The sequence below is a fragment of the Calothrix sp. UHCC 0171 genome, assembly GCF_034931845.1.
GTDB lineage: Bacteria > Cyanobacteriota > Cyanobacteriia > Cyanobacteriales > Nostocaceae > Brunnivagina.
Genome location: NZ_JAYGHN010000044.1, coordinates 16,442 through 36,201, shown reverse-complemented (window position 1 = coordinate 36,201; position 19,760 = coordinate 16,442). Strand labels below are relative to the sequence as shown.

The 19,760-nt window shown below is 35.5% G+C and carries 14 protein-coding genes; 2 read left to right on the top strand and 12 right to left on the bottom strand.

From position 1 onward, the window contains the following. Nucleotides 1-457 precede the first annotated feature (457 nt). Nucleotides 458-682, top strand: a complete 225-nt coding sequence (locus VB733_RS23455; protein ID WP_323342468.1) for a hypothetical protein — start codon at nucleotides 458-460, stop codon at nucleotides 680-682. A 132-nt stretch (nucleotides 683-814) separates the two neighbouring features. Continuing rightward, complete coding sequence (locus tag VB733_RS23450; RefSeq protein WP_323342467.1) at nucleotides 815-1,036, top strand: hypothetical protein; 222 nt, start codon at nucleotides 815-817, stop codon at nucleotides 1,034-1,036. Nucleotides 1,037-1,297: 261 nt separating this feature from the next. Here VB733_RS23450 and VB733_RS23445 read toward each other — a convergent pair whose 3' ends face one another. The 12 genes from VB733_RS23445 to VB733_RS23390 all read right to left on the bottom strand — a co-directional run bounded on the left by VB733_RS23445 (nucleotide 1,298) and on the right by VB733_RS23390 (nucleotide 19,734). Continuing rightward, nucleotides 1,298-2,053: a peptidylprolyl isomerase gene (locus VB733_RS23445; protein ID WP_323342466.1), complete on the bottom strand. Its 756-nt coding sequence runs from the start codon at nucleotides 2,051-2,053 to the stop codon at nucleotides 1,298-1,300. Nucleotides 2,054-2,143: 90 nt separating this feature from the next. Further along, on the bottom strand, nucleotides 2,144-3,661 hold the full coding sequence (locus VB733_RS23440; protein WP_323342465.1) for an HlyD family efflux transporter periplasmic adaptor subunit: 1,518 nt from the start codon (nucleotides 3,659-3,661) through the stop codon (nucleotides 2,144-2,146). An 89-nt stretch (nucleotides 3,662-3,750) separates the two neighbouring features. Further along, nucleotides 3,751-6,468: a peptidase domain-containing ABC transporter gene (locus tag VB733_RS23435; protein ID WP_323342464.1), complete on the bottom strand. Its 2,718-nt coding sequence runs from the start codon at nucleotides 6,466-6,468 to the stop codon at nucleotides 3,751-3,753. A 46-nt stretch (nucleotides 6,469-6,514) separates the two neighbouring features. Further along, a complete protein-coding gene (locus VB733_RS23430; RefSeq protein ID WP_323342463.1) occupies nucleotides 6,515-7,120 on the bottom strand; it encodes a helix-turn-helix domain-containing protein in 606 nt (201 codons plus the stop codon). 505 nt (nucleotides 7,121-7,625) lie between these two features. Continuing rightward, nucleotides 7,626-8,165 (bottom strand): SH3 domain-containing protein, encoded by a 540-nt coding sequence (locus VB733_RS23425; RefSeq protein ID WP_323342462.1) that lies wholly within the window; start codon nucleotides 8,163-8,165, stop codon nucleotides 7,626-7,628. Between the two features lie 163 nt (nucleotides 8,166-8,328). Then, nucleotides 8,329-11,403, bottom strand: coding sequence for a CHAT domain-containing tetratricopeptide repeat protein (locus tag VB733_RS23420; RefSeq protein WP_323342461.1), 3,075 nt, complete (start codon nucleotides 11,401-11,403; stop codon nucleotides 8,329-8,331). 19 nt (nucleotides 11,404-11,422) lie between these two features. Then, on the bottom strand, nucleotides 11,423-12,691 hold the full coding sequence (locus tag VB733_RS23415; RefSeq protein WP_323342460.1) for a CHAT domain-containing protein: 1,269 nt from the start codon (nucleotides 12,689-12,691) through the stop codon (nucleotides 11,423-11,425). Between the two features lie 174 nt (nucleotides 12,692-12,865). Beyond that, nucleotides 12,866-13,387: a tetratricopeptide repeat protein gene (locus VB733_RS23410; protein WP_323342459.1), complete on the bottom strand. Its 522-nt coding sequence runs from the start codon at nucleotides 13,385-13,387 to the stop codon at nucleotides 12,866-12,868. A gap of 290 nt (nucleotides 13,388-13,677) precedes the next feature. Further along, entirely contained in the window at nucleotides 13,678-14,397 is a 720-nt protein-coding gene (locus VB733_RS23405) for a DUF928 domain-containing protein (protein WP_323342458.1), read from the bottom strand. A 26-nt stretch (nucleotides 14,398-14,423) separates the two neighbouring features. Then, on the bottom strand, nucleotides 14,424-16,886 hold the full coding sequence (locus VB733_RS23400; protein WP_323342457.1) for a CHASE2 domain-containing protein: 2,463 nt from the start codon (nucleotides 16,884-16,886) through the stop codon (nucleotides 14,424-14,426). A 21-nt stretch (nucleotides 16,887-16,907) separates the two neighbouring features. Next, complete coding sequence (locus VB733_RS23395; protein WP_323342456.1) at nucleotides 16,908-18,239, bottom strand: DUF1822 family protein; 1,332 nt, start codon at nucleotides 18,237-18,239, stop codon at nucleotides 16,908-16,910. Between the two features lie 76 nt (nucleotides 18,240-18,315). Further along, on the bottom strand, nucleotides 18,316-19,734 hold the full coding sequence (locus VB733_RS23390; RefSeq protein WP_323342455.1) for a hypothetical protein: 1,419 nt from the start codon (nucleotides 19,732-19,734) through the stop codon (nucleotides 18,316-18,318). Nucleotides 19,735-19,760: the final 26 nt, after the last annotated feature.

Sequence of the window (19,760 nt, the reverse complement as noted above, 5' to 3'; positions counted from 1 at the left end):
GTAAGTGCAAAGTACAGGCTACGCCAACAATAATCAAACATGATTCCTATGGATTGATTGTGTCTCAAATCTGAATATTTATTTTTTATCAACCTAAGATTTTCTTGGGTTGATTTTTGGCGTGTTTATTTTTGGTGCTGTTGCTAATTTAGAAAATAAGACATAAATGTTTTATTTTTGTTTTGCAAATGAAATTTGTTAGCCTTGAAATGCGGATTTAATATAATAAAATAATAATTTAATGAGGGATTTTAGGCAAGTTTAAATAATCATCTAATTGAAGTATTTATTAAAAGGAAAACTATTAATTTTATCGATTTAAAAATGTATTTTTTATGTCATCTTATCATTTAAAAAATACTTGATCTTATTAAAAAAATAGAGATAATATGAGTGTGAGAGGGAAAACACTCACAAACAAAACACTAATACAACTCATATAGGAGTAGATTTCCAAATGACTAGTTTTGTAATTGATGAACTTAACTTTTCAAGTTTAACAGACCAATTGATTGAAATTTCTGAACATGAGCAAAAACAAATCCTTGGTGGAGACTGCTATTATGCAGGTGACAGATATTCAACAGGTTCTACAATAACGCAGGGCAGTAAAGGGGTAGATAAAACTTGTATGGCAAACGGTACATGGCAAGTACAAACATATACCGTGATTCAGAAGTAAATAAGCAAAAATATTTACATTTATTGTGAATGAGATCAAGCAGCCCTAACCCTTGTATGGGTTGCTATTTTCTATCCTACTTTTGGAACGTCTAAAACACAATCATGACTGATATTAGGAGTATATTTCAAAATGGCTAACCTCGCAATTGATGAACTCAACGTTACAAATTCAGAAGACCAATTGATTAAACTTTCTGAAAATGAGCAAAAAGAAATTCTCGGTGGAGACTGTACGTATGCAGGTCAAGGATATTCAACAGGTGCTATAGTTACAATGGGCAATGACCAAAAAAACTATCAATGTCAATCAGATGGAACGTGGAAAGCATACGATCCAGCAAAGGTTTTGTAAATGCTAGTATTCAAGGTGGATTCTACAGATAACGGGCTAAATGTAGCTAGGTTTGGGTGGTGTTGCTGCTATAGCAGTGCCTGGGATTACCATCTATGAAGCTGTCCTATAGATAAATCATTGCTGAAGATAGTTTTAGCTATCTTCAGTTTGAAAATCTTGATTTAATTGTACCTAACGCAAAAGCCTAAAAACCCCGATTTTAAGAGTCGGGGTTTTTGTTGTTTAAGAATAATTTAAAATCACTATAACTAGATAACTTTAAGCCTCTTGAAGTACCAAATTCAAATCCTGAATAACTTCTACTTGCTGAATTTTTTGTTTCAACCATGCAATATACAAATCTGACAAAATTTGTAAACGCAACTTATTATCCAATTCCTGTTGAATAATCTCTTCCACAAAAATCAAATGCACACCTTTTGAACTGACAATTGGTTTCAGAAGCTGTGGTGGTTTAGCTGTAAAAATAGCAGGGGAAATTTCAGGCTTTAAATCTTGGCGATACACGACACCTAAATATCCACCTTTCCGACGCAATTCTGTATCCTGAATATATTGGTGAGCAACATCATAAAAGCTCATTTCACCTTCTTGAATAACGTAATAAAGCTCTATAGCCAAATCTTCATCATCTAAGATAACTTCATAGATAACTGCACTCATAAAATTAAGTTTATTTTCATGAAAATACTGTTCAACCTTATTATCAAAAAGATGATTAGCTAATTTCCCTGATAAAACTGTATTGTACACAATTTTTTCAAATTCATCTAAGGAAAGTCCATGTTTTTCTAACCATCTCCAAGTATCCACAGCACTATTAAGCTTGTTAGTAAAACGTAAGGTATCTGTTGTTTTCTGAAGTTCTTCTGTCTCAATTTTAATCCCCGCTTCCGCAGCATAATTTTCAATTATCTTACGAGTTAAAATCCCTTCAATTATGTCGGGAATTTTGCAAGATAGCTTAATTTGTTGCAGAATTTCATCGTTGGTAATGGTGATAGGTTCTGACATGATTTTTTCTCAATTGTGTAATTATTTTTCGGGAATAGGGTATTCAATGTTTACCCGTGCAAAATTATTAACCTTGATAAGTGATATTTACTAAAGTTTCAAATCTCCCTCTTGCAACTTCTTAAATGGGTGTAGTAGAAAATCAATAATTCGACGTTGACGTACTATTACTTCTGCTGTTGCTGTATCACCAGGACGCAAAAGAATACATTTATCTTTACTAGGAATACAATCACTTTTCAGAGAAATTTCTAAGTTATATGCAGAAAATTTTCCATTGGCAGTATCGACTTGTGAGGTAGTAGGAGAAATTTCTAGTAATTCCCCTTCAATTACTCCATAATCTTGAAATGGATAGGCATCAAATTTGAGTTTGACTGGTAATCCTTTACGTAGAGAACCACTTTCTGGAGTTGCCATTTGAGCGCGAATAATTAGCGGTGAACCTGCGGGAGCAATTTCTGCTACTCTTGTACCAGCTTGGACAACAGAACCGGGACGTTGAATTGGTAGTTGAAAAACTCTACCTGCAATTGGTGATTTTATTACTCGTTGCTGTGATTGTAACTGTAAGCTATTGATTTGACTTTTAGTTTGAGCAATTTCTGATTGTAATGTTGTTATTTCTGTTTCTAAATTATTTAATTGCTCTTCGCTTTTGAGTAAAGCAATTTTTCCAGAATGAATTAAGGTTTGAGAACTTCGTTGTTGTTCTTTCAAACGTAAATAAGCTTGTTCAATTTCTGCTTTTGCTTGACTAATTGTGCGTTGATAGCTACTTTTCTGCTCATCTAGACGTAGATGTGCCTGTTTAATATCTGATTTGCTTTGTTCGTATAATTTCTGTCTTTCTTTAACTATATCTTGCTTTTCGACGACATTAATTTCTGCTACAGCACCTTGTTGTTTAAGTTTGCTGTAACGTTCTACCTCCCTTTGAGCGCTTTCTAAACTATTGTCTAATAATTTATTTGTGGTTTGAGCTTGTTCAATACTTTGCTCTGCTTGATTAACTTGCGTTTGCTTTTCTTCTTGTTTGATTTCATAGGAATTTTTGAGGGCGAGAAAATTTTGTTTTGCTTGCTCAATTTGTGCTTGTTTTTCTAACTCTTGAGCTTGATTTTGTTGCCGTTGAGTAGCTAAGGATACAACTAGTTGATTCTTGAGTATATTTAATTGCGATCGCCTGTTAACTTGTCCTTCTAATTTTTCTTTCCCCTGACGTAATTCTGCCTGAACTAATTCTGAATCTAAGATTAATATTGGTTCTCCTACTTTAACTAATTCGCCTTCTTTTACGGGAATGATTGTAACAGTTCCTGCAACTGCACTATCTAATTTTGTTGTTTTACCTTTAGGTTCTAATTGTCCTCTGGCTGTTCCTGTTTCATCTACTTTTGATAACATTGCCCAAGGTAATGTGATAGAAACAAAGATGAATAAAAAATATAGTATTCCTCTTGTCCAAACTATAGGTAAACTATCAAGTAATTCTTTGCTGGCTTCAGACCAATCTTCGGATAATGTGGTTACTTTATCTGGAGAAATACTAGCTGAAATATTATTCTCGCATGATATTTGTATTTGATTTTTGAATGAATTAGACATAAAATATTTTAGTTTTTAGATTTTGAATTGTAATTAGATATTTATAAGAAAATTATGATGATACTTTCATCTTTTCATATCTTGCCTAATTATGCAGCATTCTCTAGCTGCTGTTGATTCAGATAATAATAATGTCCACGCTTTGTCATTAACTCTTCATGATTTCCAGTCTCGATTAGCACACCTTTATCTAGCACTAAAATTACATCAGCATTCCTAACTGTAGAAAAACGATGGGCTATTACTAATGTGGTTCTTCCTTGCAAAATTGTGTTGAAATTATTTTGAATGATTCTCTCTGATTCTGTGTCTAGATGAGAAGTTGCTTCATCTAAAATTAGTAACTTGGGATTACCTAATAAAGTTCTCGCGATCGCAATTCTTTGTCTCTGTCCTCCTGATAGCATTCCTCCACCTTCTCCTATTTGGCTTTCATACCCCATCGGCAATTTTTTAATAAAATCATCTGCACCTGCTAATCTTGCTGCTTCGATAATTTCTTCTAAGCTAGCACTGGGATATCCTAAACTAATATTTTCCCGAATTGTGCCACCAAATAAAAATGTATCTTGGTCAACTACTCCTATCTGTTGTCGTAGGGAACGTAGAGATATACGACTAATATCTTGTCTATCAATTAATATTTTGCCGTCTGTAGGAGGATACAACCCTAAAACTAATTTGGAAATTGTGGTTTTACCCGAACCACTACGCCCTACTAGTGCTACCATTTGTCCAGGTTTGATTGTAAATGAAAGATTTTCAATAATATTTACATTACTTTCTGGATGATAACGAAATGTCACATTTTCAAAGAGAATTTCACCCTGAATTGGTGGTAAAAATTGTCGAATTTGATGGTGTAAGTCTTCTTCTGTTTCTGTATCTAAAACATCATTAATTCGTTCTACAGAAATCATTACTTCCTGTAATTCGTTCCATAGCACAGTTAGCCTTTGGAAAGGTCTGATAATATTACCTACTAACATATTAAATGCTACTAATTGTCCGATAGTAAGTTGATTTTGAATGACTAACCATGCTCCATGCCACAACAAAGTCGTTGTAACTATCGCTTCAATAGTGTTACTAAATATTTGCAGACGATTACCGATAACTTGTCCAGAAAAGTTGGTTTTTACTTCTTTATTTAGTAATTCCTCCCAATGCCAGCGTACTGTTTGTTCTACTGCTGTAGCTTTCACTGTTCGTATACCAGAAAGGACTTCAATCAGATAACTACTTTCTTTTGCTACAGCATTAAATATTTCTCGCGAAATTTTCTGTAAAAATGGTGTAGTAATTAGTGCTAGCAATGCAAAAGGTGGTACGATTATTAATGACAACAATGCCATTTTCCAACTGTACAAAAACATTAATCCTAAATAGATAACGACAGTGACTAAATCTAAAAGAATAGATAGTGCTTCTCCAGAGAGAAAACGTTGAATTTTTTTATTTTCGTGCAGTCGAGAAATAATATCTCCTACATAACGAGATTCAAAAAAATCCAATGGCAAACGTAAAGTATGCTGAACAAAACCAATAATTAAAGCAACGTCTATACGATTTGCTGTATGGTCGAGAAGATATTGCCGCAACCCAGTCATCGCTACCCGAAATAAGCTAAATATTAGTAATCCTAAACCAAATGCTGTTAAAGTTAATTCCGAACGTTGAACTACTACTCTATCTAAAATTAACTGGGTAAATAAGGGTGTGATTAATCCAAATATTTGGATGAAAATGGAAGCAATAAATACCTCCAACATTACTACATTATGAGGTTTGATTAACTCAAAAAATTGCCAAAATGGAGTGATAGTTTCTTTCGCTTCCTTGAAAAAGACTGTGGGTTGTAGTAGCAGTGCATATCCAGTCCAATCTGCCTGAAATTCCCGATGAGTCAGACTACGTTGACCGATCGCAGGGTCTGCAACTATGACAGACTTTTTGGTAATCTCGTAGACAACAATGTAATGTTTGCCTTCCCAATGTGCGATCGCAGGTAATTTTTGCTTTGCTAATTGGTTGAGACTAGCTTTGACGGGTCTGGTGTTAAATCCGATACTCTCTGCTGCTGCCGATAAGCCCCGCAGAGATGCACCATTGCGATCGACATTGGCAATATCTCGAATGCGATTGATACTAAAATTTTTTCCCCAATATCGAGATACCATCACCAAACAAGCTGCACCGCAGTCGGATGAACTTTGTTGGGCAAAAAATGGATACCTTTTAGTTACATGCTGCCATAAATGCCCTACTCGTTGTGTAGGGTTGGGAAAGTAAGCTTTACTGACTTTTTTCTCTGGTTTGGGTGTTGCTGGAGTAATTTGAGGAGATGGGGAAATAGGAAGAGCAGAAGATGGAATTCTGGTATCAGATTTTACTATTAGAGAATTGAGCTTTTGTGCTTGTGTTTGTAAGTAGTCGTAAATTTGCGGATACTTGGCTATTAATGGCGACAGGACTTGCTGAGGAAGGAGTATCAAGTGTAAATTAATACTAGCTCTTGCTGAGTAAGGCTGAAAACCCACTTCTTTAAACAAGGTAAATTCACCAAATGAAGCTCCTACTTCCAAGGTTGTAATCAGTTCACCTGCATCATCAAGCAATCTGACTTTACCTGCAAGCACAATATAAATACCTGCTTCAACATTTGTACCTTGCCAAAATTTTCCCACTTTGGGAGTAAGATATTTAACTTGTTTGAGACAGTGCTGTAAGTCTTCTGGGGAGAGGGAATAACCTAAGACAGTGGATAATTGCTGCAAAGATAGTAACTCTGATATATATTGCGCCATGAAATTCTAAATCTCTAATGAATTTGGATATGTATTTGATGTGGAATTATTTTTCCGCTTCCAAAAGAAAAAATTTGCTGTGGTCTGGTGAATTCTCAACTTTAAGGTCGGAGATGGAGATTTTTGCCCCTCCTGAAGTTTTCTCTGTATTTTCACTCTCAGATGGATTAGGTTTGGGAATTGTTGATAATCCCATCTGTTTGAGGACTCGCTTAAGATGGCGATCGCTCACTTCAATTCCTAATTCTTTTGCTAAGTGTTTTCTCAACCAGCTAATTGTCCAGCGTCTAAAGCCATAGCCATAGTCACGGGGACTTTGGGAAAGCAATTCTTGCAACCGTTCTATATATTCCTGATTAATTGCTTTTGGACGACCCAAGGGACAATCCTGCCATTGATGTGCCATTCCAGTACGAGCAATGTGCATCCAATGTCTAACTGTTGCTGGACAACAACCTAATATTTGACAAATTTCTGTTTGAGTTTTGCCTTCATCTGCTAACAACATAATTTCTATGCGCTGATGGTAGGAACTGGACAAATTTTCTTGTTGTTTTTGTTTCAGGAATTTGCGTTGAAATGCTGTGAGGTATTTACCTGTTGAAATATTGTGAGTATTCACTTCTGGTTGTTCAAATTTGTTGGGAACCATAGTCTTATCTGTATATTTTACCTATTTCCTGCTAGCTTGATATTTTGTCAGCGATAATTTTTTATGCACCCTATAGTCGGGAATGAAGATATCTAATAAGTTTAATTTTTACTAATTTGTTTTGATGCATTTTGATTTTAAATTCAACTTTTAAGCATCAAGCAAGTCACAAAAATCTTACATTTAGTATTTCACCTTAATCACTACAATGGCAATAAATATATTTCCGTGTTTTTGTTGCTAATCTAGAAATATAATTTAATTTTGGCATAGTCATTAGGAATTTTATCTGGTATTAAACAGATTAATTGACACACAAAATATTCACAGTCTTACTGGATAATCAAGGCTATTTGCACATTAATTGCAAATTAAATATATATAATTACAAGGATATTAGGATACGCCAATAAACAGGAATAAAATTAATAGAAAACATTAATCAAAGGTGCCATTAAAATATGACTTTAATTACAGTATTCCCTGACAGACACAATGCGATCGCTTAATTCGTTGGACAAGTGATAATGCATCCTTGCTGCCAGATTGAGAGTAGGTCTTCCCGCACCCAACCAGTCGCATTACTGGGGAATCTCACCTGGTACCAACGTAGTTTTCCATACTCTGTATAAGTATTTTCCACCGTCACCAAATCCCCAGAAAGACCGTAGTGTAGGACTTTACTATTTAAGCTAGGAGCCGATCGCACATTGATTTTATTGCCACGATTACCTGCTAAGGTTGCATAACGCTTGTTACTGAGTTTAAATCGAACTAAATCACTCCGTATCCAACCGCTTAGTCTACCTTCAACTTTTGGTTGTACATAATACCAGTATTTGCCATCATTCGCCAATCGAATATTCATGACTTCGACAGAGCTACCCGATGGTAAAATTTCCTCAACAGGTGCTTTTACAGAAGGCTCTGTTCGCAAATTACTTCTACTATCTAAGGTTGCTGGACGAGCGATCGCTGGTAATACTCCGGTTATTAATGTTCCTAAAGTTAATAATCCTGCTGTTAGTTTTGTTGCTAAATGCATAAATTCTCCTGAAAATAGTTGAGAGATAAAAAATCAAATTAGACTTAAATACTAGTAGATACACTTAGAATAAACTGGGTGTGGTGTTCTAATGATGTATATTTCTCAATCACCTAGGGGGTATGCAGTTTTTGCGGAAAAATCAATTTTTACCGATTTCCTATTACTCCGCTTCCCCAATCAAGGTAAAAGCAGCCCAAGCACTGGGATTTGGATGCTGTTTCATGGTCTTTAACATCGCCTGTCGTAATGCCTGGGCTTTGTCGGGACTTTTTTGCAGATTTTGATAAAATTCCGTCATTAACTCGGCTGTCGGCGCATCTGGAACCGCCCAAAGGGACACAAGCACACTAGGTACACCCGCACTAATTAGGGAACGCGATAAACCAATTACCCCATCCCCAGAAATTTTTCCCCTTCCGGTATCGCAAGCACTAAGTACAACTAATTCGGCATTCAATTTTAAATCCAGGATTTCCCCGGCAGTTAGTAATCCATCACTTTTCTCATTGTTTTTGTTACCTGAAGCTAGGGCGATACTACTGTTTAATCCTTGGATATCGTCAAATAAACCGTGGGTTGCAAAGTGGATAAATTGAGCTTGAAACAAACGTTTAGTTACTTCGGTTTCCGTCGCCTGGTTGCCGATGAGAGATTGGGTTTTGAATAATTTAGCGATCGCATTTGCTTCTAGTTCAGCACCAGGTAATGCTGATAATTGTTGTGGTACTTCGCCAATTTTTGGGGATACAGCAGGCATGGTGGGATTTCCGACAATCAGCATATTATTACCCTGGATGGGTTTGTTGCCAATGCGTTGTTTCTGTTTGCGAGTAAGGTCTAAAACCTGAATTGATGGGGATGTAAGGATGGTATGTTTTTCGATTAAATACTTGCCGTCTTTGTCTTGGAGTGCGGGGAAGGGAACCAGGAACAAGCTAGCTTGGGGAATGAATGTAACTCTAGCGTTAGGATTTTTGGGGAGTAAGTCTGCAATGGGGGCAATTAATAATTCATGCAGACGTTTGAGACGGTTAACAGCTTTGGGTGCATCAGGATTGTAGGATACGTCAATTCCGCGAAAAGCTGTACCTCTAACACCAATTGATTCGCGGGTGATAGTTACAATATCTTTTAAAGTTGTGTTTTCTTTTTGCCACAATGGTTTGAGATCAGCTTTGCGGAAGGTTATTTCTCCGGTGGGTTTGATGACCCAAATATATAGTTCAGATTCTTTGCTTTGTTCTTTACCTGCGATTTTGAATTCGTCAGTAATTATTGAATATTGAACCAGGATTGCATTTTGGGATTTGGCTATTTGTTTAATTTGGTTAATGTTGATTTCTGTGGAAGCATTACTATTAGGTTGCAAACGACTAATTAATAAGTCCACGAAAGCTCTTGCGCGTCCATTTTCTGAGACTTCTAAAGCTGCATCGGTTTTGTTTTGAGCAATTAAAACTCGCTGCAAAATTTCATAGGTACGTGTTTGCTGCTCAAAGATGGAAATTTTCAAATCATTTCGATCAGCTAACTTACCACGTTGAGATTTCCAAACTTCAATTCCCTGCTTTAATACCCTTTCTGCTGCGGAAAGATTTCCCGATTTCCTGAAAGTAGAACCCAAATTATTGAGCGCAGCACCTTCACCAAAACGATCGCCTATTTGTTTGAAGATACCCAAAGCTTGTTGCTGGAAGTCGATGGCTTTTTTTGGTTCTCCCAGAGCATCATACACATTCCCCAAATTTGTGAGGACAGATGCTTCCCCGGAACGCTCACCGATTTCTTTGGCAATTTTTAAGCGCTGTTGGTAGAAGTCTATGGCTTTTTGATAGTCCCCTAAAGCATCATACACTGTTCCTAAATTACCTAACGCCTTGCCAATCCCAGAACGATTACCGATTTTGTTGTCAAGTGCTAAAGCTTGTTGGTAGGATTCAATCGCTTTTTGATAATCTTTGAGGGAACCATAAGCATTTCCCAGATTTGTCAGCGCAGCACTTTCACCGGTACGTTCGCCAATTTGTTTGGAAATTTGTAAACGCTGTTGGTGGAACTCAATTGCTTTTTGATATTCTCCCAAGGAATTGTAAATATTTCCCAAACCACCCAGCGCACCACCTTCACCGGAGCGATCGCCTATTTTTTTGAAGATTGCTAAACTTTGTTGGTGGAAGTCTATTGCTTGTTTGTAGTCTCCTTGGGAATAGTAAGCATTTCCCAAGCTACCGAGTACATTACCTTCACCAGGACGATCGCCTATTTGTTGGAAAACTTTTAAAGCTTGTTGGAGGAACTCAACTGTTTTTTGAGGTTCCCCTAAATCACTATAAGCATTTCCCAAATTATTTAACCTTGTTGCTTGCTGTGCGCGATCGCCAATCTCTGTCGCAATTGCTAAACTTTGTTGATATAACTTAATTGCTTTTTGGTATTCCCCAAGGGAAGAGTAAACAGCTCCTAAATTACCTAGTACAAGACCTTCACCTCGGCGATCGCCAATTTGGGGGAAGATAGTTAAAGCTTGTTGGTAGAAATCAATTGCTTTTGGGAACTCTCCTTGGTAATAATAAACATTTCCCAAATTCAGCAGTGCTTTTCCCACACCGGAGCGATCGCCAAGTTCCTTAGATATTGCTAAACGCTGTTGGTGGAATTCAATCGCTTTTTGGTATTCCCCCAGGGAAAAGTAAACACTTCCTAAATTACTTAAAGCAGAAGCAATACCCGGGCGATCGCCAAGTTCTTTGGCAATTTTTAAACGTTGTTGGTGAAATTCAATTGCTTTTTGATATTCCCCCAGAGCATTGTAAGCAACTCCTAGATTTCCCAGAGAACGACCTTCACCAGCGCGATCACCAATTTGTCTAAAAATTACTAAACTTTGTTGGTGGAAGTCAATTGCTTTGCGATAATCACCGAGAATATAGTAGGCATTTCCCAGATTACCTAGTGCTTGTGCTTCACCTGTCCTATCCTTAATTTGTCGATATATTTGCAGTGCTTTTTCGTAAGACAACAAAGCAGCTTTTAAATTACCTGTTTGGAACTGATCTATACCTTGCTCTAATAGTTGATCGGCTTGATTTTTACGTGCGTCTATCGTCTGCGCGAATACCTTTGATGTATTACTTAAAATAGGCAAATTACCATCAAACGAAGTCGAAAAAATAACTAATAAAAAAATTAACCCATTTAGACTAAGCTTACCTAATCCAACTTTATCAAAACGCATAATCAATAACCCCTCACCATTACAACAAACCAATTGACGTAAAACCAGCCCAATCTTGCGGATTTGGATACTTTTTCATTGTTTCCAATATAGCTTTGCGGAATGCACTCGCTTTATCAGAATTTTTACTGAAATTTTCATAAAATTTAACCATTAAAAATGACGTTGCCTCATCACCAACTTCCCAGAGAGAACCAATAATGCTATCTGCACCAGCCACAAAAAAAGCACGGGAAAGCCCAATTATCCCATCACTAGAGATGCGTCCTAAAGCTGTATTAGCAGCGCTCAATACCACCAAATCTGCTTTGAGAGGCAATTTTTGAATTTCTGCAACTGAAAGCCAGCCATCGTCTTTTGTGGAAGTAGCAAGTGCGATCGCATTTGAGTTATTCAGTTCAACAGCATGGGTTGCCAAATGTATAATTTTTGCTTGGGGCATTTTTTTGACGATAGTTGTTTCTGTTGCTGCATCACCTGTAATTGCTTGTGTTTTGAATATTTTGGCAATGGCTTTTGCTTCTTTCTCCGCACCTGGTATTGGTAATAGTTGCAAGGGTTTTTCTCCTGGCTTTGGGGGTAATTTGGGTGCAGTTGGATTTCCCACTATTAATAATTCATCACTTTTAATATTTGTATTGGTGTTTTTCTGGGTTGAAAATTTTCCTGATTGACGTTTGATTTGGCGCTGATATAGTAAATCTAAGACTTGAATTGATGGTGCTGTATGAATTACATATTTTTCTATTAAATATTTATCATTGTTATCTTGTAATGCAATAAAGGGAACTAGGAACAAATCTCCTTGAGGAATAAAAATTACTCTTCCTTGCGTTTTATCTGGTAATAAATCGGCTATTGGTTCAATTAATATTTGGTGTAATTCTTTGAGATGTAATTTTTGTATATTTACGTTTTGAGGATTTGCGATCGCTTGTGAACAACTGTGTTGTTTCTGAATTAATTTGATAAATGAAAATCTCTGCTTACACCGTCTTGCTTGTAAATTAACCTCGCGCATGGAAATTTCACTGTTTGGTTTGATTACCCAAGTTAATAGTCTTGATTCCTGAATTTGTTTGTTGCCATTGACGATTATCTCGTCGTAGAGAATGGAATATTGAACAATGGTGGCATTTTGGGTTTTCACAACTTGCTTAATCTGTTCTAAATTCAGAGGTAGAGTATTAAAATTATCAGCTTTGAGACTATTTTCCCTAAAAATATATGATGTATCTATGGTAATTCCAAGGCTACATATCAACAGACTCAATATGTAAATAGACAAACTAAAATTAGCTATTTTATAATATTTTTTGGGAGATATAAGATTAGATTTGTGCATATTGGTTAGGGTTTTAATACCTTTGTCAGTTCGCCAGGAGAGATTTTGAATTACTGCGAGCATATAGCCCGCAGATAATATCAAAATATTTATTTACATTAGTTAAATGATTTCAACTTAGGCATTACTGATTTTGTTAATAATATTAAGTGTTGCCTGAGCCATGTCTTTCATGTTATCTTTTTCAAATAGATTTGCTGCTATTTTTAGGTCGACGATCGCACTATTTTTACTTCCTAACGCATAATGAGAGAAACCTCTATATAAATAAGCAAAATGAATAGTATCATCCATCTGAATTGTTTGATCTAAATCTGCTTTAGCTGCTTGATAATTTCTCAATTCATAGTAACTTGCACCTCTACCGAGATAAGCATATTGATTATTCGGCTCGACTTTAATTATCTCGTTAAAAATTTGCAATGCAGCTTGATAATTTTTGTCTTTGAAAAATAAATTAAATCCTTGCTTTAATTTAGCTCTAGTATCTTGATTATTTCCTGTGGCTTGAGCAGGATTTATTTGAGATTCTGTTGGGATTTGATTTTGCTGCAATTTAATTTGAGCATTTGCATGGGGTATGCACACTGTTAAACCAAATACGACGATTACGGATGCGAAACCTTTTAAACTGTTCATTTGATTTTCTCCAATATGATGATAATTTGAGTAATTTGACAATAGTTTACGAGTTTCTGAAATCGAACCCTTTGCTATTCTGATTATTTATACTTCTCAGTCAAAAGGGGGTATGCAGTTTTCAGAAAATGGTGTGTTTTCGTTTCCTATTGTTTTATATCTCTGGCTAATTTAGGGGGTATGCAAAATGGTTTTGAATGAATTTGAATGAATATATCCTGAATAAATAAATTACATAAAAAAGACGTAGTCATACTACGTCTGTACGATTTATGATTTCCTATTTCCTTTTAATTACATAGCTGATTTGGCAAATCCTTGATTAACTGGGACAATTCTGATGAGGGTTTAGGGACAGAATATGCTTGCTGTAATGCATCTGACCATAATCCTTGATCTGCGAAATATTTGGCTTTTAGTAATGCGATCGCTTCTGCACTTTTATTTTTCTGCAATCTTTCCAAAAGTTTTAATTCGCTAGTAATACGATTGCGTTGAGGTGCTTCCATGATTTGGAAGGGAATAAACATTACTGGAGAAGTACTTTCTTGATTTAAAAAGATGAACCATTTATAGGTTTGACCGGGTTTTAAGGGTTCACCTTGATAATTTACACTTTGTTTTCCTGTAACAATTTGAGTATTTAAATATCCTTTACTTTCTAGAGTTCCTACTGCTATTTTTTTTACTTCTGCCACTTTTGCAACTCCCTCACTTTTCTGGGATACTCCATTTTTCCAAATAAATAAAGGTTGAGTATTCCAAATAATTCGATTTTGGGCAGGTGCGTCTGGGGAAATGAGGCAAAGTGTTTGTCCAGGGCGGGAACCTCCTTTACGGGGTTTTATTGGTGGTTCTGGGTCACGCGCTGGTTTAAATATTTTATTCCAAAAGTTGGATGTGGGTGAAATTCTTTGCGAATAAACAGGTTGAACAAGCAAGGAAAATAAACTAATCAAAGTTGTAACTGATAAGGTTGAGATACGTAATATTAATATAGTTCTATTCATAGATTCAGATTTTTTTTTCACAGCAATCAGTCATCATCTAACTTATGATTTACTGTTTTGAAAACAGCAGATACGATGTAGAATCCAAAAGTTGTTATTGGTGACAACAAAGGTACAAGAATAGCAGATGATGAAATGTAAGTTTGTAAGCTAATTAGTGTATAAACTGTAGAACCTACACTTAATAGGATCACCACTTGTCGCTTTTGTTCCGGATTATTACTAAGATATTCTGATGTGAATTTACCTAGTAATATTCCTAAAGCAACCATCCACAAATCGGGAATTGGTATAATCATGCGATTATTAAGGTAGTGATGGGTCATATAGGCATGAACTTCGCCACCTGTGAGTACCCCACGAGTATTATCGGGGTTTTCTTGATTTCTCCAATAACCCATTGCAGCAGGTAACTCGAAATTATCCTCATTATTTTGTCCGGTTCCTGCTTCCTCATAACCTCCTGGTGCAACGATGATGATGTTGCCTTGTAATTTTTCGTGAGATTCTAGTAATTTCCATGCAGGAATATTTTTATACACCTGTTGCGGAGGAATGGAAAAGTCTATAATCGGATGCAACCACATTTGCTGAAGGTTGTAACTAAAAGCTGTTAAGGGTTGTAGTCGCGTTCGTTCTGGTGTCAAAATAGTATTTTCTTTGGCAATATAATTATTAACTTGCTGCCAAAAGTCTTGTCTGCTGTTTAATTGCGGTTTTGGAGAATTTGCGTAGTGTTGTAAGCGTTCGGAAACGGCTAAAAGATAAGCCAAAGCTCTGGGGTTAGAGTTAGATGGATGACTAGGTAATAGTTGCACATACCACCCAGGTAAAATTTCAATTTCTCCGGCTAAACTCCAGTTAGGATTAGCGATTTGAGGATGTACGCTTAACCATTTACCTTGGGAATCGCGGGTTGTGGCAAACACAAAACGTGTCGTTGTTGATGTAGACTTTAACCCAGATTGAAGTGATTTATTCAGAATGCGATCGCGCTCTAAATCTGGTCTATCCAATAAGTAATCGATTCCGACGACAGGTGCTTTTAATTCGACCAGTTTATCAATAATTTGCGCCATGTATTCTCGATTTATTGGTCGTGGACTTAAAATATTAGCTTTCTGAATAGATTCGTTATCAATTTGAACTAAAATTACATGGGGATTTCTATTTACTGGTTCTTCAACTTGATTTGTCAAGTTACGATAGATTGCTTGCACTAAAACCCGTTTTTCTAATAACCAAGTTTGTACCGGAATTTGTAAACTAATTAATGCTAAAGCTGAGATTATGGCTGCTTCTAATGGTGTTGGTTTTAGTCTTTTAAGATATTGTTTAAATCCAAAGGGTTCCAGACGAAATAAAGGTGCTGATGGATGACGAAATAAGGAAGGAATTAAATAAGCACTAGGGTAAGTTAGATTCTTTTCAAGTTTGAGATAATCACATGCTGCTAATAATGCTTGATGAACATCTTGGTATTGAGCAACATTATTTAAAAACTGCACAAATATTTCTTCGGCAACGCGATTATGTATCGGTTCCCGCATAATAGCAACTTGATTTAAACCTAATTCAACTAATTTATTCGCAATACTTAATCCATCACAGGAGTTGAATAAAGCAAACTTTAATCCCTGTGCGATCGCTGTCGCTAATGGTTTTTCAATTTCACTTAAACTAATAGTAGCATTGGGCGCTATTGATATTTGTCCTCCTGTTAAGTTTGTTTCTCTACTATGTCCAGCAAAAAATAAAATATCCCATCCCTGAACACTTGTTAATTTATTTACTATTTCGGATTTTAATTTTTGGATATCTGTACCTTCTCGCCAAGAAATTAAATCAACTTTAATTAGTTTTTGCAATGCTAAAATAGCTTGCTTCTCTTTTTCAAAACTTAGCCCACTGTCATCACCAAAAATAGCTAAAATTCTGATTTTGCCGGGAGTTTTCTTGATATTTTTGATATCTTGATGAATATTTAGCGGTTGACGAGAAATAGATAGTTTAGTTGTCAAAGATTTGCTATTAATTTCCCATGCTTCCCAAGGTAAACGTGTTAATTCTGGAGTATTACAACTAATAAAGATATCTGTATAAACATCTGTAGAGGTGTGTTTATATTTACTTGTATTCGGATTATTTATATTTTGACTATTAAAATTATTTGCAGTCAAAATCGAGCGAATATCATATAATTCTTTACCACGTAACCATTGATGAAATTCACATAAAAGTTTTGCTTCTGCTTGGACTAATTGTGCTTGCCAATCCACCGGAGGAGGTGCAACAACACCTGTATTAATCACTTTTCCACGTAATTCTTGACTGTAAAAATTATGGTAAATACTTTGCCAATTTTTATAATCAGAAATGATATTTTCAGGATAGTGAAGTTCAGCAGTGAGTGTTTGATTCTGATTCCACGAAAGTTGGAATAAGCATTTTTTCTCAATTTTTTGTACTTGCAGATAAAATTTAGCCATTATTCCCCACACTTAACTTGATTAACCAGCTTGTCTAATGTCAAATGCAAAGGGTGATAACGTCACCTCAACTCCATTTGCTATACTCACACTGGCAATAAACTTTTCATCCCAATTACCAGCTACAGCAGTAAACAAGTAGGAATTAAGCTGTTGTGGATTTACCTGCTGTTCTGTCAAAATACCAGTGCGATCGCTCAAACGAAATTGTAAATTATGAGGTAAAGTATTTGGTGCAGGTGTACCCAAAATTAATACTAAACTCCACATATTCGGGTCATTTTCTGTTGATGAATTCCACGCAACAGCATATATTCTTAATGGATTTCCAGCTAAATTAAAATTATGATGTCCGCATCTTGCAACTGTCGGAATCTCCACACCTTGGGTTTGTAGCTGTGATTTAATTACTGCAAATTCTTCTACTGGACTACGGAATTCTCTTGCAGGTGTTAAATTTAATAATTGCCAAGATAGTGATTCTCCAATTTCATCTAATTCATCCCACAACCAACGTCCTAAGTTGAGCGCAGGTTGGGTAATTAATTTAATTAAATCTAATAAATATGTTTTCTCAGAAGCTAGATTTGCTATTTCTAAATTATTGTTTTGCAATTTATATATCCATTCCAACAACTCAGGAAAATTTAAAATCACACTCCCTTGCTGCCAATTTAAAACTTGCCATAATTCTATTTCTGATGTTTGTAATTGAGGTAATAATCTCACCAATTCATTTTCAATCGCTGCTAATTGTTGTTGACGATTTTCCATTAATGCAGGTAAGGGAATTGCTTCTGATTCTACAGCACGTAAATATAGTAATAAATTATTGGGGTCTTTTTCAAACCAATTTAAAGGTATTTTATATGTCCAATCTGCTTGAATATCGAGACTGGATAAAGATGTGAGATTGTCTCTTAGTTGTTGATAATTCATAACTCCTCGAACAATCCCAGACTCTTGCTCTTCTAATATTTCTATCAGCACATAAAAATGGGGAATAAATTCAGATAATTCAATAACTAATCTTGGTAAACTTACTTGCTCATCAAATAGACTCTCAAGAGTAATCAAACATATTTTAAATTGACCAACTTGTAAATTGGTAACAACAGGAAATACATTTGCTAGTTCTGGTTTTGCAATAGTTGATTCTTGCCAATTAACTGTGAGGTGATTATCACGTTCTTCCAGCCACTTTGTAAAAGTAAATAATCCCAAAGCATTTAAATAGGTTTGCCATTGACGGGATTCATCTGGTATTTGAGAACTTAATGCGATCGCTTTTTCAATCTCTTCTGTTTCTAGACTCAGAGATTCTGTTGGTAAACGTTCAAATTCAAGTGACATTGGTAAAATATACATAATATTAAGAAAGAAGAATTACAAAAAAATAATACTTTTGTACTAAAGTGCAACTACAAACCTAGTTTTGATTATCTAAATGTCTACAAAGTCTTTGAGAAAAAGTACTAATTTCACAATAATTTTTCATACTTGCAGCTTCAATTTCTGCTTGAGATATTATATTTATAACTTGTTCATCTAGTACTTCTGTAATTTGAGATTCTAAAATTTTCAGTTGTTTTGGAGTTGAATATTTTTGTGCTAGTTCCATAACTCTATCTTGCAATTTTACTAAAGTTTCTCGGTGGATATCAGCACGAAACTCCTTAAGTTTTAATAAGCGAGCTACAGCATCTTGGGCACGTAAACCTAACTGCTGGGCAATTTTACCCATTGATAATCTTTGACAGTGAAATAATTGTAATGCCATAATAAATTGATTCGCTTTGTCTATATCTTTCTTTTTCAGTTTTGCCAGCCGCGAATCAATGACAGTATTCAAGGCATTATCTAGACAACTTATCAGATGACAACGATAATTTTTCAAAAATTCTTTCTTCTCGTCAAATTCCTCTCTTTCAATAATAATATTTTTTGAGTTAGTATCAGCAATCTGTTGGATAAAAGTAGAGTTTTCATATAATTCTGCATCTAGAGATACTGTTTTAAAGGAATTATTTCTGATATGAAGCCGATACTCTCGCAGCCGTTCTGCTAACTTTTCTAATTTCTGCATAACTACTTTTGTCGATAAATTAGTTAATGAATTATCAATATTTTGTCTTTGCAAAACTTCTACAATTGCCTGTAATTGTTCAATATTAGGTGCTTTACATCTACCTAATGATTTTCGTTCAGCACGTTGAAGAAATCGTTCGGCACGATAAATTTTGTGATAAGCTGACAGTAATTTTTGTGTTTGCTCAATTTCTATACTTGTTAAATAATGAAACTCTCCTAAAATTTTTGGTAGCTGTTGAATTTTAGTATCATTAAGTATTGCCCAATCACTTACCAAATATAAACCACACTCTAATAAATATTTATTGAGTTCTCTATGCTGTCTGACCTTTCGACTCGTCCAAGTAATAAGACTACTTTTATCTGGATCAAAAGTTGCTAATATTTCTCTACCAAGACATTCATAAGTATCTGATGTTTGTAAACTACCATCATCATCGAGAACATATATTAACAAATCATGAATTGTAAACCCATGAAAATTACCAAATTGCTGCTCTAGTGATAGGCAAGTTTGCTCAATTTGCCAAGAAATAAAGCAGAGTAAACAACGCTGGGCAACCAGATTCAATCGACTTGAAGTATCTTGAGACAATTCGAGTAATCGCTTTTGGATAATGATATCTGATTCGGAATTAATATTAATAAATTCGGCAGACATCTCAGTAAAAAATATCTTCGCCACCTCGATTTCTTTGAGTTTGCGTCTCCCATCGCTACCGAGCATTATCAGAGTGTAGTATTTTAGCTTGCTCATTTCACCATTTACTTATAATTATGATC